The following is a 15,105-nucleotide window of genomic DNA, read 5'->3' as shown; positions in this document are numbered from 1 at the left end:
TCAAGCCATATTGAATAAGTTCCCTGAAACAAGAGACAACAATGCAAAACAAAATGTCGATTCAAGGCTCATGGGCTAGCCGCTGGATTTTTATCCTAGCAGCAACGGGTTCCGCTGTGGGCCTAGGAAACATTTGGAAATTTCCTTATATAACAGGCGAGAACGGCGGTGGGGCGTTCGTTCTAGTCTATTTAGTCTGTATCCTATTCGTCGGTATCCCGATTATGATGACCGAGGTTTTTATAGGTCGACGAGCTCGTCGTAACCCTATTGGAGCATTAGAAAGCTTATCTGAAGAATCCAATACCTCTACTGCTTGGAAAGGAATCGGACTAATAGGTATGCTCGCTGGCGTATTCATTTTTTCATTTTACTCCGTCGTGGCGGGTTGGGTTTTACAATACATCCAGACAATGGCAACCGGAGGACTAAACGGCGCGACGTCTGAGCAAGCAGGCGCGTACTTTAATGGACTCCTAGCCGACCCTCAAACTCTGTTAATTTGGCACTCTATTTTTACGGTAATGGTTATTGTCGTTGTTGCAGCGGGTGTTAATAAAGGGTTAGAGCGAGCGACACGTATCATGATGCCCGCTCTGTTTGTGCTTCTATTAGTATTGCTTGGTTACGCAATGAGCACGGATGGTTTTGCAGCAGGCTGGAACTTTATGTTCGAGTTTGATTTCAGCAAGCTGTCATGGGATGCGGTATTGGTTGCGTTAGGGCACTCTTTCTTCACGCTTTCACTGGGCATGGGGACCATCATGGCCTACGGCGCTTATATGCCGAAGAAAGCCTCTGTTGGTGGTACTGTTCTCGCTATTGGGGCACTGGATACGATTGTTGCTTTGATCGCTGGCTTAGCAATCTTCCCTATCATATTCTCAAACGGCATGGACCCTGCAGCAGGCCCAGGGCTAATGTTTATCTCTCTGCCTGTTGCATTTGGCCAGATGGCATTTGGTCAGTTTTTCGGTTTACTGTTCTTTATTCTGATCGGTATCGCCGCTTGGACATCTGCGATTTCTCTAATGGAGCCGACGGTCGCCTTTTTGGTTGAGAAGTTTGGTATGAAGCGCTTAAACGCAACGGTACTACTCGGCATCGTTTGCTGGGCAATGGGGATCACATGCGTTGGCTCTTTCAACTTTATGTCGGATTACACTCTATTCGGCAAAAACGCCTTTGACTTCCTAGATTTCATCACAGCCAACATTATGATGCCACTCGGCGGTATATTGATTGCCCTATTTGCAGGTTGGGCTGTAAAAGAGCAGTTTGCGAAAGAAGAAATTGGTGTATCTGACATCGCATTTTCAGCATGGAAGATATCAATCCGCTTTGTCGCACCCGTTGCCGTGACAATCGTGTTTGTCTATAACCTTCTATAAAAAAGAAGGTTATCATCATTCCCACATAATAAAGCCCCTATCGAGTTCACTCGTTTGGGGCTTTTTCATTCAAAAACATCAACCTAGTGCATAGCGCGCTACATTGCCTTTAAAGCATAGTTTTCGCTTATCATTAAGAACGTTTTTCTAACCACTTGTCGTACGCTTTCTTTACGGCTGGTTGCGCCGTTTAATCCTTGCTTGTTCATCGTCTATTGCCTCAACATCACGTAGTAAAGTAATAGTAGAACAAGCCTATAAATCATTAAAATCAATTAAAGCAATAAAGTTGATAGCCTTTTTAGAGCATTTAAAGTTTTAATGTCAATTACCCAATCGACATGACACCTTCCATAGCAGATGAGTAGATAGACACATTACTCACCTCATCGCTGAGATGACGAAATTTAAACCACACTTCAGATCCTGTTATCACGACAGACCCTTCGTATTTTGCTAACTCTGTCATGAAGGTCTCCATTCCATCTGGTAAGACACTCTCGCAAACACACAAGCATTGACTCGGGTTTAAGCCAGACAAAAGCGGCATCCATTGATTGGGATTATGCACATCGCTTAGCCAGATAGGGTCGTAACCACGCGCTTGCAGTAAAAGTGCCATCAGGCCAGACCAAAAAACAGACCCTGAAGCAGCATTAACCACCAATACACTTGGCCTCTTTTTCCCCTGATGCTTGTAAGAATTAAGATGCACCGTGATTTGTTTGGTTAGGCAGGAAGTAAAAAACCGAAATGCAGTGCCATTATCACCAAGGTGGAAAAGCGAGGTTACGACAGGCTCAATCAATTGTGTGATGATGATGTCGACAGGGTATTGAGACGAAAGCGCTTGGTAATCACTTAGCAACTTCGACTCTTGATAGTTAGTTGATGACTCAATAAATTGATTACGCAGTGCCGACCAAACATCGTCATCTGATAGTTCATTACTGCCATCCAGTTCTTCTGCATTTTTATTATTGGATAACAAGGCTTTTACCTTACCAACGGGCACGCCTTTTTGAATCCAATGTAAAATATTATGAACTGTTTCAACATCCTTTTGGTTGTATAAGCGATGGCCTTTCGGTGTGCGAACCGGTTTTAACAAACCATAGCGTCGCTCCCATGCACGAAGCGTAACGGTATTCACTCCCGTTTCCAGTGACAAAGTTCGGATTGGAAAGTGATCTTCCAGACTGACTTCTTGCGTACTACTCACGTGACTCTCCAGCTAATACAAAACATCAACAGCCTATATTTTATTGTACAAAAACAATTTCTGTAAAACTTTTTTGTGCATTCCCTTGATATTCTTATACAACAAACTATATTGTATAAATATAAAGCTATACAAAACAAAAAACTGTACAAGAATATGTTTTATGAAGAAGACACAAATGAATGGCAAAACTTCAGACAACCTACCCTATTTTGATTCGGTTATTATCGGAGCAGGGCTTTCAGGCTGCCTAATGGCTAAGAAACTTATGCAACGAGGTCATAACGTTTGCGTCTTAGAAAAAAGTCGCGGAACAGGAGGTCGTTCAGGCAGTAAACGTATATCAAGTGAACTAAGCGAGATGAGTTTAAATGTAGACCTAGGTGCGACCTCTGTTTGTCTCGATCACCCCGACTTAGTTTCGCTACGAGATGAGCTATTAGAGCACGCCATTATTTCGCCATGGTCATCTTCTATCAGTGATAGTAAAAATAGCTTTGTCGGCACGCCAAAAGCCAGTGCCATTACTCGATATCTGCTGGGTGATGCGACCTTAATAACGAGCACTAAAGCACACCATATAGAGAAATCGGGTAAGGAGTGGTTAGTCAGAGACGACGCTTATAAACCTGTGGGCCGATGCGAAAATTTGATTATTTCAGCACCTCCCTCTCAGACTGCAATGTTACTCGCCACCATCGAAGGCGCCGCAGCTCAATTACAGGTCGCTCACGCCGCCGCTGCCAATACCCGACCTCAGTGGGCGATGTGGCTTGAAACACCGAAGCCGCTAAATGAATTTAATGACCATAATGAAAGCGATGTCATTCACCGCCTCACCCTTGAAACCAGCAAACCGGGTCGATCCGATCCTAAGAGTGATATTTGGGTTATACAATCCACACCAGAATGGGCCAGCCTTCATATTGATCATCCTAAAGACTGGATCGCAGAGGCCTTAATCGCTGAATTTAAACGCGTCACTCAGCACAACAACCATTCATTAGAGACGATTCAATTCGGTCAGCCACATCGATGGTGTCTAGGCCGACAAACAAATGTGACGAACAAAACAGATAAAACATGGAATGCTGATCTTAAACTTGGCATTGCAGGCGATTGGCTTCATTCAGGAGACGCGCAAGGTGCAATGCTGAGCGGTCTCTATTTAGTGAACCAAATGGGCTAAGTAATAGCATATTGATCAACCACATTAATAACGAAACACTGAGCGGAACGAGAGGATAGAATGATGAAATCACACGATGCAAATTCAAACATATCCAGTGGATCTAACACATCTATTAGACAAAAAGCAGACGCTTTTCGTCCTGATCACCTTATCGGCAAAATTCCGGTGGGAATTAGTTCATGTTTATTAGGTGATAACGTGAGGTTCAATGGCGGACATTCTCGTTCAACTTACTGCCTTGGACCGCTTAGTGAGTACTTCGAATATAAAAAATTCTGCCCCGAAGTCGCGGCGGGGTTTGGTACGCCTCGTCCAACACTGCGATTAATTGGCGACCCTAATGCACCCGTGATGACCTATACCAAAGGAACGGGAGAAGATCTTACAGGTCAATTTAAACAAGCATCGGAGCGGTATCTGGCGACCATGCCAGAACTGGATGGTTACATCGTAATGAAAAACTCTCCAAGCTGCGGTATAAGTAGAATCAAGGTTTATCAGGAAAATGGGCATCCACATATGGAACGAGTTAGCGGCTTGTTTACCGACGCATTGATGAGAAAGTTCCCTCTATTACCTGTCGAAGAAGATGGAAGGCTCAACGACCCAGCGCTTCGTGAGAACTTTATGCTCAGAGTCTTTGCCCATCATGAGTTTCGATTGAGTGTGGCATACGCTCCGACGATGAAAGCCTTAATTGATTTCCATAGTCGCTATAAATACCTTGTTATGGCGCACTCTCAACCCGCCTATAAATCTCTAGGAAGGCTGCTATCAGGCCAAGAAAAATGCGCTATAGAGACTCTGTGTGAGCGCTACTTCTCGGAGTTCATGACTGCGTTGAGCAAACCAGCTAAACGCCGTAACCATTGCAATGTATTGATGCATTTAGTGGGTTACCTAAAAAAGGCGGTGGATGCCTCCATACGAAAAGACATTTTAGAGGTGATTGAGCAATATCGCCGAGGTGAAGTCTTCTTAACAACGCCCATGACTATTTTGCATCACTACTTAAAGCAGTACGGTAGCGACTATGTGAAACATCAACGTTATTTCGAACCTTACCCTAAAGCCCTCGGAATCCGAAACAGCGTTTAAGGAAATGCGACTATGGCAACTCAACTTGTTTGGCTCAGAAACGACCTTAGATTAACTGATCACCCGGCATTATACGGGGCATCCGACATGGGTGGCGCTCAATCGATAACGACCGCGTCGGAAAAAGCAGACTCTACCGCAGCGTCTACCACTACGACACCAGATGTCCACATTGTGATATGCATGACACCAGAACAATGGTGTGCGCATTCAGAGTCCGCTGCCAAGCAATCTTTGCGTGTGGCACTTATTGACGCCTTGGGTAAGGAATGCGAGCAAAAAGGAATCATGCTTCATACACTGCACTTAAATACCTTTTCAGAGTGCGCCCCTGCTCTACTGGACTTATGCCAGTCGTTAAAATGCGAATCTATTTGGTGGCAATCAGAGCTGCCATTTGATGAGCAACAACGTGATAGTCAAGTAGAGCGATTACTTTCGGAACATGGGGTAACAGTCCATCATTTAGCGCCTGATCTCATTGTTAGTCAGCCTTTACTGAACAATCAAGGCACGCCATTTAAGGTATTCACGCCCTATTACCGTCGCTGGATTGAAATACTTAAATCGAACGCTTTCTATTCCTATCCAGAGATGCCAAGTAAGGCCAAAGGAACATACGGCGATGTTAATCATTCAACTGCGATCAATATCAGCAATGAATATTTTGCGAATGAACGTTACAGAGACGATATATGGCCAGCGAACTATGCGCACATTAAAGAAACCTTAGATAGCTTCTGCAGTTTAAAAGAAGCCGACTATGAGGCAGTACGAGAGATTCCTTCGACTGCCGGAACCAGCCTTTTATCGCCCTATCTTGCGCTTGGTGCAGTGGGACCGAGGGAACTCTTGTCAGCCCTAAAAAATGGCTACCAAATAAGAGAAGAAGGCTATTGGGCAGACAGCATTTGGCTTAAAGAACTCGCCTGGCGGGATTTTTACAAACAGCTCATGTGGCACTTTCCAAGGCTCTCAATGCGTCAAGCCTTTAAACCAGAAACAGAACAAATCATTTGGTCGAAAAACGATACTCATTTTCAAGCATGGTGTGATGGCCAAACGGGCTTCCCAATTGTCGACGCAGCAATGCGCCAGCTCAATCAAACAGGCTGGATGCACAATCGCTTAAGAATGATTACCGCCAGCTTTTTAACCAAATTGCTTTTTATAGACTGGCGTAAAGGCGAAGATTACTTTATGTCCAAACTAATCGACGGTGAGTTCGCCGCCAATAACGGGGGTTGGCAGTGGAGTGCATCAACAGGTTGCGATGCAGTTCCGTATTTTCGAGTATTCAACCCGACTAGACAATCGGAAACTTACGACACCAACGGTCACTTCATTCGCCGTTTTGTACCTGAACTAAGCGCACTGTCAGACAAGGAAATTCATTCTCCTTCTGTTTCGCATAGACAGCAATGCCGTTACCCAGAACCTATCATCGATTATAAGTCGGCTAGAAAGCATGCAATTGATGCATTTGCAGAATACACTCACAAATAATGTTACTTTTTTATAAAAAGCACACTTTTATTTCTTTAAAGTCTGAACCTTCGACATTATAATGCCGTTCCTATTTAGTTTTGATTCGACACAACGCCATGGCAGATACACAGCACCTACATGATGTTTTAGTGAACCTAAGACGTATTATTCGAGCGACCGATTTGCAGTCTAAACGAGTTGTGAAGGCGTGTGGTTTAACCATTCCGCAAATCATGGTTCTACAAGCAATAGAAGAGCTTGGCGATGTCACGGTTCGTAAAATTTCTGACAATGTATCACTAAGTCAGGCGACCGTTACCACGATTCTTAATCGACTTGAGGATAAAAAGTTGGTTGAACGGGTTCGAGCTCAAAAAGACAAACGCATCGTTAACGCTCGTTTGACAGAGGTAGGCCAAAGCACACTAGGTAACACTCCGCCTTTATTGCATGAAAAATTTATTAATGAGTTCAATGCATTGGAAAGATGGGAGCAAACGCAAATGCTTTCAACACTTCAGCGTATCGCATTAATGATGGATGCTGAAAAATTAGATGCTGCGCCTTTGCTAGACATCGACTCCCCTAACCTTTCTATTTGATCATCTCTAGCGGGGTTGCCACCATTGCAGCCCCATTGATAACGCAGGCATCATTACGCCCCCATGGTTAAATGGGCTAATAATATGATATTTGGCATTCACTCCCTTACGCTTAAGCTGTTGAAAGACAGCCTTTGAATCCTCAATCATAAAACGCTTCTCCTCACTCCCCACGAGAATCAACACGTTTGCATTGAGCTTGCTTGCGTTAAAGCGAGTATCCAACCGTTTTTTTAGATAGCCCTCGTTCCACCATAATGAAGGGCTCGCAGCAATGATATTGCGAAACGACTGTAACTCAAGAGTAAGACTAAACAGTGCGGTTAGGCCTCCTAGCGAATGCCCAAAAAGTACGGTTTTCTCCTTATCTATTGGATAGCGTTCCACCAGCCAAGGCATGACATCAGCATCGATCCACGTTAGAAGACGCTGCGCTCCTCCATATCGATAAAGTGTGTCTTGTTGCATGCGCTTAAAAGACAATATAGGAGGCTCTGATGTGGGAGGCGTCAAATCAAACCAGCGTCGCTTTAAGTCAAAAGTATTCTCAGCAGACTCATTCTGTAATGGGTAACCAATGCCAATGACAATGGCAGGCTTTCGAGGCATAACAGGCGAATGGCTGTTCAAACGAACAAACTCAGCCGCCGCGTTAAATGTCGCGTTGCCATCTAATACAAACACAATAGGAAAACCCTTTTCGGGTGGTGTTTCATTGGGGATATTTACAAAAACGCGGTAAACCTCACCATCACTTCTTTTCCAATCTACAGAGTGCTGCGTCTCTGCTTTCTTATTACTATGCTCACTAATATGAGCCGCACCTTTTGCAACACTCCCAATAGAACACCCTATCACCATCAAAAATCCCATGCTCACAGTTATAATGATTGGTCTTACGTTCAAAACGTTTCTAATGAAAAACATCATGACGATGCCAATAGTTCGGACAAAGTATGTTTGGGCGCATCCACCGGACTGACACCAAACTGCCTTTTAAACGCCGCTGAGAAATTATTCGGATGACGGTACCCTGACATCATCGACGCCTCGATAATACTAATACCGTCTCGGTGTAACGCTTCGCACGCTTGATTCAAACGCTTTCGCCTCAGATATTGCGTCAAGGTTGATCCCAACTGCGATTTAGCATATCGCTGAAGCGTTGCTTCGCTCATACCCAGCTGATCTCCAATTTCATTTAATGTTAAGGACCAGGTTGATTCATCTGACAAAAACTGGATAAACCTCTGATCTGAGCGTTTACCTTTCTCCTTAAAACCAGATTGATCGACACTCAAGGACTCCAACCATGCAGACATGACAGCCAAGCCAAATCCTTCTCGACCAAGTCGCCCTATCGACGTTACGCCGTCGTTGTAAAGCGACTCGCTACTGGAGGTTTCTTTAGTGATAGCCTCTCCCACCGGTTCATTACGCTCATTGTCGATCAAGAATCCTTTATCGAGTAAACGTTTTCCAAATAACCAAAGATGCTCTGGAATCGTCCAACTCTGCACCGTCAAATGCGACTTGAGGAGTTGTTCCAATTGCGCTGTTTTCATCCCCATACGCTCAAACCAGTCAGGGGTCACTGCAACATAAAGTCCACACCGACGTTCATTCTTCTGCACGCTCATCGTACAGGGCTCCGCATGCCGAACCGTTAGCACGGTTGCATTTTGATCGTAGGCATTTAAGCGGACCGTTTTTCGACCAAATCGAAGACAGGCATCCCCTTCAAAAAAGAGCGTAATTTTTACACAAGGAGACGCTTTTGCTTCGAATGAAAAGCTCTTAGTCGCTTGCGCATTAACCAAGTGTACCGTCATGCCAGAGGCGAACTTTTCAGTCAATATATGACCGTGCATTACCGGATGAGGCTGTTCGGGGGTATGCCACTTAGCTTGCCCCATCACCCCTAAAACACGCTTATCAAATTGAAGACGATACTGCTCAATATGCCTTGCATTATATTCAAGGTCTTGAACATGAAGCGAATGACTAAGACGTCTTCCACTCAGTAATTGGTGATTCACGATTCCTCCCACGACACCCTGACAAGTGTCGATCAATATTTAGGGGTCTGTATAGACCCTCTCTAAAAACTGATGCTTTTACATAGTGAATTGAAGGTCTGACATAGGCACGTACGAAAATGAGTATGGAATAATGGCCTCAAGTAAATCTAAATGCAAATGATTACACTTTACATATATTAAGAACCCGAATGAGGTACATTAAATGAGGCACATAAGCCCAAAGTCAAAACGAAATCATCTTCATGTCTTACTAGGGGCAAGCATACTCGCGCCATTTTCAATGACCGCTATCGCAGAATCAGTCGATGAATCGACGCGTTTACCGACTTTAACGGTAGAAGGAAACGCTCTCTACATAATGCCTTCAAGTGAAGAAACAAAAGGCTATGGCGTACAATCGGCAACGGTTGGGACCAAAGCCCCAGCGGCACTTAGAGACATCCCTCAGTCCATTACGGTACTAACAAACGACTACATCGAAGATCAAGGCGTAACTCACTTAGATGACATCGCCAAACTCACGCCCGGTCTACGTACTCTCTCGAATGACAGTGGTCGCTCATCAATCTTTTCAAGAGGCTATGAATACGACGAGTTTAATATAAATGGATTGCCATCCACCATGCAGTCTATCAACGGTACACTGCCATCTTTAGTTGCGTTTGATCGGGTTGAAATCCTGCGTGGGCCTTCTGGGCTATTCAACAGCGCCAGTGAACTAGGAGGAACGATCAACCTTGTCCGTAAACAAGCGACCTACGACACAAAAGGCAGCGTCTCGGCCGGTTATGGCAGTTGGGGCAGAAACTTGGTCAATGCAGACCTATCTGGATCATTAAATGAGGATGAAACCATACGCTCTCGCGTCGTGATCTCTCAAGAAGAAACGCCCACAGAGGTTGATCAGAGCGCCAATAAAGATCAAACGCTTTACGCCACCGTAGACATTGATGTAAACGATGAAACAGAACTTTCTGTTGGTTTGCTCTACCAAAATAAAAACATCACACCATCGAATGGTTTCCCGACCGACTCAAGCGGTACGCTTTTAGATTGGGACAGCACAACGTTTTTAGGAGCAAATTGGAATGACTTTAATAGCGAGTCAACCGATGTCTTTGTCGACCTAAATCATGACTTCGATAACGGCGGTTTAGGAAAGCTTTCATTGCGAACGTCTGACCGAGCAACGGATTACTATTACGCCTTTACGGGCGCTGCCCTCGCAGATGATGGCACTACTTCTCTAAGAACGACACAAAGGGACTTTGAACAGCAAACGCTTGCATTTGACGCCAGTTACAGTCAACCCTTTGAGACCTTCAGCAGCATCAGTGAATTTGTTGTCGGCATCGATCATAAACATTATGAAACAGAGTATCGCAGCGGAGCGTCAAAGTTAGGCAGTATCAATGTAAACACCTTTGATTCTGGATCTGTGGCTTATTCCAACCCGACTTACAGTGCTCGAGTAAAAAGCGATGAAAAAGAAACGGGCGTTTATGGTAAGGTAACATTCCGACCACAAGAGAATCTCGCTTTGATCGCGGGTGGACGCTTCAGCTGGTACGACCTATCTGCAACATCCACAACGCTTTCTAGCAACACGACGACACCCAGTGAATTTGATGAAAACGGCCGCTTCATGCCTTATGCTGGCACAGTCGTCGACTTAGATGAAAAACATTCGTTTTACGCTAGCTACTCAGAAGTTTACAAGCCACAAACGGACTTAGACGAGTCTGGCAATATGATCGATGCTAGAGAAGGCGATCAATATGAAATGGGCGTCAAAGGCTCGTACAACAATGGTAACCTCAACGCACGTTTGACACTATTTCAACTTACAGATAAAAACCGAGCGGCCAGTGTAACGGGTGAAAGTTACTACGAAGCAACAGGCAAAACTCGAGTGTCTGGCGCTGAAGCGGAATTAAGCGGCCAACTCGGAGCACTAGAGTTGATTACAGGTTATGCATATATGGACACTGAAAATCTCGCTGGTGACGAAAATACGCTGTTTATGATGATGCCAAATCACACTGTAAACCTTTGGGGTAAATACACCATCGAAAACGGGATGCTATCCGGCACAGCCGTTGGCGTCGGGGTAACAGCGATGAGCAAGTTCTACTTAGAACGACGTGGAACCAAGATAAAAGCACCAAGTTACGAAGTGGTTGATGCTAGCATCAGCAAAGACGTAACAGAGAATTTGACGCTCTCATTTAAGGCAAACAATTTGTTCGATAAAAAGTACTACTCTCGTGTTGGCAGCGTCGCCACATTTAACTTTTACGGTCCTAGCCGAAACGTTCTTGCGAAAGCCACATACCGATTTTAACCCTTCTTAACACGCTCATTTCATGCCCCACCAACTACCTCCAGTAGGGCATGAAATGAGAAAACTCTAGCGCTCTATTTTCAGACTAATCCCTTCAATTTATTTAGTGATAAACCGTCGCTACAACAAAACACTAAAAGTAGTTTGAGATCTAACAATCTCATGAGAATCAACCCTTCCCAGAACAGAATTTCGCTCAATATTTACACTGATATCATCCTTTTTTGTTGTTTTATTAGACAAAAATTCGCTAATAATTTGATCTATAAAGGTTAGAGATGTAAATTAATAAAAGAAACGTAACACTCTCCGACTGAATATCATTATCAATCGGGCTGACTAACGTGACCAAATCGACTTAAAATAATTATCTAAAGGAACCAATATGAAGAGTAAAATTCTTCTTTCACTAACCATTGCAATGGGGGCTTCCAGCGCCTTTGCAGCGCATCACGAATGTGGCAAAGTAACCATTGCAGACATGAACTGGAACTCTGCTTCTTTAATCGCCAACATCGACCAGTTCATTTTAGAACACGGCTATGGCTGTGACGCTGAACTCGTACCTGGCGACACTATGGCAACGGGCACATCCATGATCGAAAAAGGCCAGCCTGATATTGCGCCTGAACTTTGGTCAAACGCTTTAAAAGACCTGCTTGAAAAAGGTGTCAAAGAAGGGCGCTTAAAAGTCGCAGGTAAATCCCTTTCAGACGGCGGTGAAGAAGGCTTTTGGGTACCTTCCTATTTAGTTGAAGAACACCCTGAAATGGCAACGATCGAAGGCGTTATCAAATACGCAAAAGAATTCCCTCACCCAGAAGACGATTCCAAGCACGCCTTTTACGGCTGTCCAGCTGGGTGGAACTGCCAGATTTCAGCAGAGAATTTATTCCGTGCCATGAACCTAGGTGATGCAGGGTTTGACTTGATTGATCCAGGTTCCGGTGCAGGCCTTTCAGGTTCTATCGCAAAAGCTTATGAGCGCAAAGAAGGCTGGTTCGGCTATTACTGGGCACCAACTGCGGTACTCGGTAAATATGAAATGGTCAAAGTTGATTTTGGCTCTGGTGTCGATAAAGAAGAGTTTACAAGCTGTACGACTCAAGAAGACTGCTTGTCTCCTAAACCGACCATGTACCCACCTTCCTTGGTACAAACCGTTATCACTAGCTCACTGGCAGACAAAGCGCCTGAAGCTTACGAGTACCTAAGCAAGCGTGCGTTTACCAATGCTACCATGAATGGTCTTTTAGCTTGGATGGAAGACAATCAAGCTGACGGTAAATACGCCGCTGAGAACTTCATGTTTGAGCATTCAGATCTATGGTCTGACTGGGTCAGTGCGGATGTCAAAGCGAAGCTAAATAAAGCGCTAGACAACCTATAACACATTATAAAAAACGGGGACACAACGCCCCCCTTTTTTATAATTCCGTTTTAATTATGTAAATTAGAGACAACTATGTCTGATCAATCCTGGTTAACTGAATTCCCAGATATGAGCCGTAGGGAACTATTGGGAATACGAAAAGCACTAGATGGTACTTATCGAGATTTCTCCCGCGCTTACGGTGACCAAATCGAAGCGTTCTTTGACCCCCTACTTTCATTTCTAATCTGGTTTGAAAATCTTCTTCTAAATACACCTTGGTGGCTTATCCTTGGAATAATCGCCGGTCTCGTCTTTTTTCTAAGCCGTTCTTGGAAACTAAGCTTAGGCGTCACTGCCTCTTTGCTCGCTATTGGCTACTTCGGCATGTGGGAAGATACGATGCGCACATTGAGTATTATTACGGTGTGTACCTTCTTATCCATCGCTATCGGCGTTCCGATTGGAATTCTTATGGCGCGCTCTAATAGAGCCCAATCCATCATCACGCCTCTGCTTGATATAATGCAGACTATGCCCGCTTTCGTGTACTTGATTCCGGTCGTTATGTTGCTTGGCATTGGTAAAATACCAGGTTTGATCGCCGTTATTATTTACGCCATCCCGCCAGTTATTCGACTGACAAACTTGGGGATTCGACTGGTCCCACATGAAACGCTCGAAGCGGCCACAGCATACGGTGCGACGCCCACACAACGTCTGTTCGGAGTTCAGCTACCGCTTGCCATGCCAACAATTATGGCGGGAATTAACCAAACAATTATGATGGCGCTAGCAATGGTCGTTATCGCATCGATGATTGGGGTAAAAGGCCTCGGACAACCCGTTTTAAAATCCATTACCAACCAATACTTCACCCTTGGACTATTGAATGGCTTAGCCATTGTCGCATTGGCAATTATGTTTGACCGAGTTTCTCAGAGTTATGCAAAAAGAGCACAAAGGCATTTAGGAGACAATCAGAATGGATAATTCAACGTCTCCACTTATTGAAATAGAATCGCTTTATCAGATATTTGGCTCATCGCCAAAAAGCGTACTGCCTAAAGTAAAGCAAGGTATGAGCAAAAGTGATGTTCTTGCTGAGACTGGCCACACTGTTGGACTTCGAGACATCAACCTTTCTGTGAAGCGTGGCGAAATTTTCGTCATTATGGGGCTGTCTGGCTCTGGTAAATCCACGCTTATTCGTCACTTTAATCGATTGATCGATCCTACTGCCGGAAAGATAAAAGTCGAAGGCGACGACATACTGACGCTCTCCGCGAAGGATTTAGTTGAATTTCGCCGACATAAAATGTCAATGGTTTTTCAACACTTCGGCCTGATGCCCCACCGTTGTGTGTTAGATAATGTTGGCTACGGATTATCCATTAAAGGCGAAAAGCGTGAAAGTTGGTCCGAGAAAGCCAAAGAATGGTTAGAAACAGTGGGTCTGGAAGGGTACGAAGACCAATATCCTTCTCAGCTATCTGGTGGACAACAACAACGCGTCGGCCTAGCTCGCGCCTTATGTACCGATGCCGAAATTCTATTAATGGATGAAGCGTTTTCCGCGCTCGACCCATTAATTCGTTACGACATGCAAAGCCAATTAATCGAGCTACAAAAACGGCTACACAAAACGATTGTATTCATCACACATGACTTAGATGAAGCATTGCGTTTAGGCGACCGTATCGCCGTTCTAAAAGATGGCGAAATGGTACAAGTAGGCACGCCTGAAGACATCATTTTGAACCCAATTGACGATTACGTAAGAGACTTTGCCAAAGACGTAAACCGAGCAAAAGCCTTGAAAGTGAGTCATGTCATGAACACACAAGGGCAAGATGTTATCGACTGTCATTCCGCAGACGATTTGAAAGCACACCTTACATCCGCTGAAGATAGCACCATTATTTGGACCAAAGACAATGAACTCCAAGGCGTCGTAACGCCAAATAGTTTTGCGACCTTTGAAAGCGGCTTATCGAAAACGCCCCTGCTCCATACACACAGTGTTGGTGAACAGGACTACCTTCAGGATGTGCTGCCTATCGCCCTTTCTACTAGCAACAGTGCCATACCAGTGCTCAACGCAGAAAGCCAAGTTGCAGGCACTCTGACTCATTTAGAGCTTGCGAACGCTCTCAGTCCAAAAGAGCTGGAAGCCTAGGGAAGGTACGAATAAGCCTTGTGAGCTGTCTTATCAGAGAAACAATCTATTAAGGCGAGAGTGAGCAGGAATGTTAATACCTTTCAATCACTCTTAACGAAGATAGACTGCTTCTCTGAAAGACCCGAAGGAGGCCTACATGGATGTAGGTCATTAGGGCAACGCAGGAGCAGTT

Annotated in this window: 12 protein-coding genes; 9 read left to right on the top strand and 3 right to left on the bottom strand. The window is 44.6% G+C overall.

All coding sequences use genetic code 11. The features are described from left to right. The first annotated feature begins 41 nt into the window (after positions 1 to 41). Entirely contained in the window at positions 42 to 1,391 is a 1,350-nt protein-coding gene (locus MARME_RS05355; protein ID WP_013660237.1) for a sodium-dependent transporter, read from the top strand. 328 nt (positions 1,392 to 1,719) lie between these two features. On the opposite strand, the gene MARME_RS21345 is transcribed toward MARME_RS05355, so the two are convergent. Then, positions 1,720 to 2,613: a MerR family transcriptional regulator gene (locus MARME_RS21345; protein WP_013660235.1), complete on the bottom strand. Its 894-nt coding sequence runs from the start codon at positions 2,611 to 2,613 to the stop codon at positions 1,720 to 1,722. Between the two features lie 178 nt (positions 2,614 to 2,791). On the opposite strand from MARME_RS21345, the gene MARME_RS05345 reads away from it, so the two are divergent. The 4 genes from MARME_RS05345 (at position 2,792) to MARME_RS05330 (ending at position 6,993) form a co-directional block, all read left to right on the top strand. Next, a complete protein-coding gene (locus MARME_RS05345) occupies positions 2,792 to 3,802 on the top strand; it encodes an NAD(P)/FAD-dependent oxidoreductase (RefSeq protein ID WP_013660234.1) in 1,011 nt (336 codons plus the stop codon). Positions 3,803 to 3,862: 60 nt separating this feature from the next. Beyond that, a complete protein-coding gene (locus MARME_RS05340; protein ID WP_013660233.1) occupies positions 3,863 to 4,903 on the top strand; it encodes a YbgA family protein in 1,041 nt (346 codons plus the stop codon). 12 nt (positions 4,904 to 4,915) lie between these two features. Next, a complete protein-coding gene (locus MARME_RS05335) occupies positions 4,916 to 6,409 on the top strand; it encodes a cryptochrome/photolyase family protein (protein WP_013660232.1) in 1,494 nt (497 codons plus the stop codon). 98 nt (positions 6,410 to 6,507) lie between these two features. Next, complete coding sequence (locus tag MARME_RS05330) at positions 6,508 to 6,993, top strand: MarR family winged helix-turn-helix transcriptional regulator (RefSeq protein WP_013660231.1); 486 nt, start codon at positions 6,508 to 6,510, stop codon at positions 6,991 to 6,993. A 6-nt stretch (positions 6,994 to 6,999) separates the two neighbouring features. On the opposite strand, the gene MARME_RS05325 is transcribed toward MARME_RS05330, so the two are convergent. Both MARME_RS05325 and MARME_RS05320 read right to left on the bottom strand, forming a co-directional pair. Then, positions 7,000 to 7,854, bottom strand: coding sequence for an alpha/beta hydrolase (locus MARME_RS05325; protein ID WP_013660230.1), 855 nt, complete (start codon positions 7,852 to 7,854; stop codon positions 7,000 to 7,002). A 65-nt stretch (positions 7,855 to 7,919) separates the two neighbouring features. Further along, positions 7,920 to 9,032, bottom strand: a complete 1,113-nt coding sequence (locus tag MARME_RS05320) for a helix-turn-helix transcriptional regulator (protein ID WP_013660229.1) — start codon at positions 9,030 to 9,032, stop codon at positions 7,920 to 7,922. Positions 9,033 to 9,237: 205 nt separating this feature from the next. Between MARME_RS05320 and MARME_RS05315 the strand changes: the two genes are divergently transcribed. From MARME_RS05315 to MARME_RS05300, 4 genes are all read left to right on the top strand, one after another. Beyond that, entirely contained in the window at positions 9,238 to 11,379 is a 2,142-nt protein-coding gene (locus MARME_RS05315; RefSeq protein WP_013660228.1) for a TonB-dependent siderophore receptor, read from the top strand. A 385-nt stretch (positions 11,380 to 11,764) separates the two neighbouring features. Further along, on the top strand, positions 11,765 to 12,769 hold the full coding sequence (locus MARME_RS05310) for an ABC transporter substrate-binding protein (protein WP_013660227.1): 1,005 nt from the start codon (positions 11,765 to 11,767) through the stop codon (positions 12,767 to 12,769). A gap of 75 nt (positions 12,770 to 12,844) precedes the next feature. Continuing rightward, positions 12,845 to 13,744 (top strand): ABC transporter permease, encoded by a 900-nt coding sequence (locus MARME_RS05305; protein WP_013660226.1) that lies wholly within the window; start codon positions 12,845 to 12,847, stop codon positions 13,742 to 13,744. Next, positions 13,737 to 14,930 carry a quaternary amine ABC transporter ATP-binding protein gene (locus tag MARME_RS05300; RefSeq protein WP_013660225.1) on the top strand — a complete coding sequence of 398 codons (1,194 nt, stop codon included), beginning with the start codon at positions 13,737 to 13,739 and terminating at the stop codon, positions 14,928 to 14,930. Before MARME_RS05305 ends, MARME_RS05300 begins: the two co-directional genes overlap by 8 nt. Positions 14,931 to 15,105: the final 175 nt, after the last annotated feature.

The organism is Marinomonas mediterranea MMB-1 (assembly GCF_000192865.1).
Lineage (GTDB): Bacteria > Pseudomonadota > Gammaproteobacteria > Pseudomonadales > Marinomonadaceae > Marinomonas > Marinomonas mediterranea.
Note: the sequence above shows the minus strand (reverse complement) of the source record. Positions and strands in the feature narration are given on the sequence as shown.

What these genes read in the sequence shown, in the direction of transcription:
- MARME_RS05300 (WP_013660225.1), top strand. Translation starts at nt 13,737, where the DNA reads ATGGATAATTCAACGTCTCCACTTATTGAAATAGAATCGCTTTATCAG.
- MARME_RS05330 (WP_013660231.1), top strand. Translation starts at nt 6,508, where the DNA reads ATGGCAGATACACAGCACCTACATGATGTTTTAGTGAACCTAAGACGT.
- MARME_RS05340 (WP_013660233.1), top strand. Translation starts at nt 3,863, where the DNA reads ATGATGAAATCACACGATGCAAATTCAAACATATCCAGTGGATCTAAC.
- MARME_RS05310 (WP_013660227.1), top strand. Translation starts at nt 11,765, where the DNA reads ATGAAGAGTAAAATTCTTCTTTCACTAACCATTGCAATGGGGGCTTCC.
- MARME_RS05335 (WP_013660232.1), top strand. Translation starts at nt 4,916, where the DNA reads ATGGCAACTCAACTTGTTTGGCTCAGAAACGACCTTAGATTAACTGAT.
- MARME_RS05305 (WP_013660226.1), top strand. Translation starts at nt 12,845, where the DNA reads ATGTCTGATCAATCCTGGTTAACTGAATTCCCAGATATGAGCCGTAGG.
- MARME_RS05315 (WP_013660228.1), top strand. Translation starts at nt 9,238, where the DNA reads ATGAGGCACATAAGCCCAAAGTCAAAACGAAATCATCTTCATGTCTTA.
- MARME_RS05345 (WP_013660234.1), top strand. Translation starts at nt 2,792, where the DNA reads ATGAATGGCAAAACTTCAGACAACCTACCCTATTTTGATTCGGTTATT.
- MARME_RS05325 (WP_013660230.1), bottom strand. Translation starts at nt 7,854, where the DNA reads ATGGTGATAGGGTGTTCTATTGGGAGTGTTGCAAAAGGTGCGGCTCAT.
- MARME_RS05355 (WP_013660237.1), top strand. Translation starts at nt 42, where the DNA reads ATGCAAAACAAAATGTCGATTCAAGGCTCATGGGCTAGCCGCTGGATT.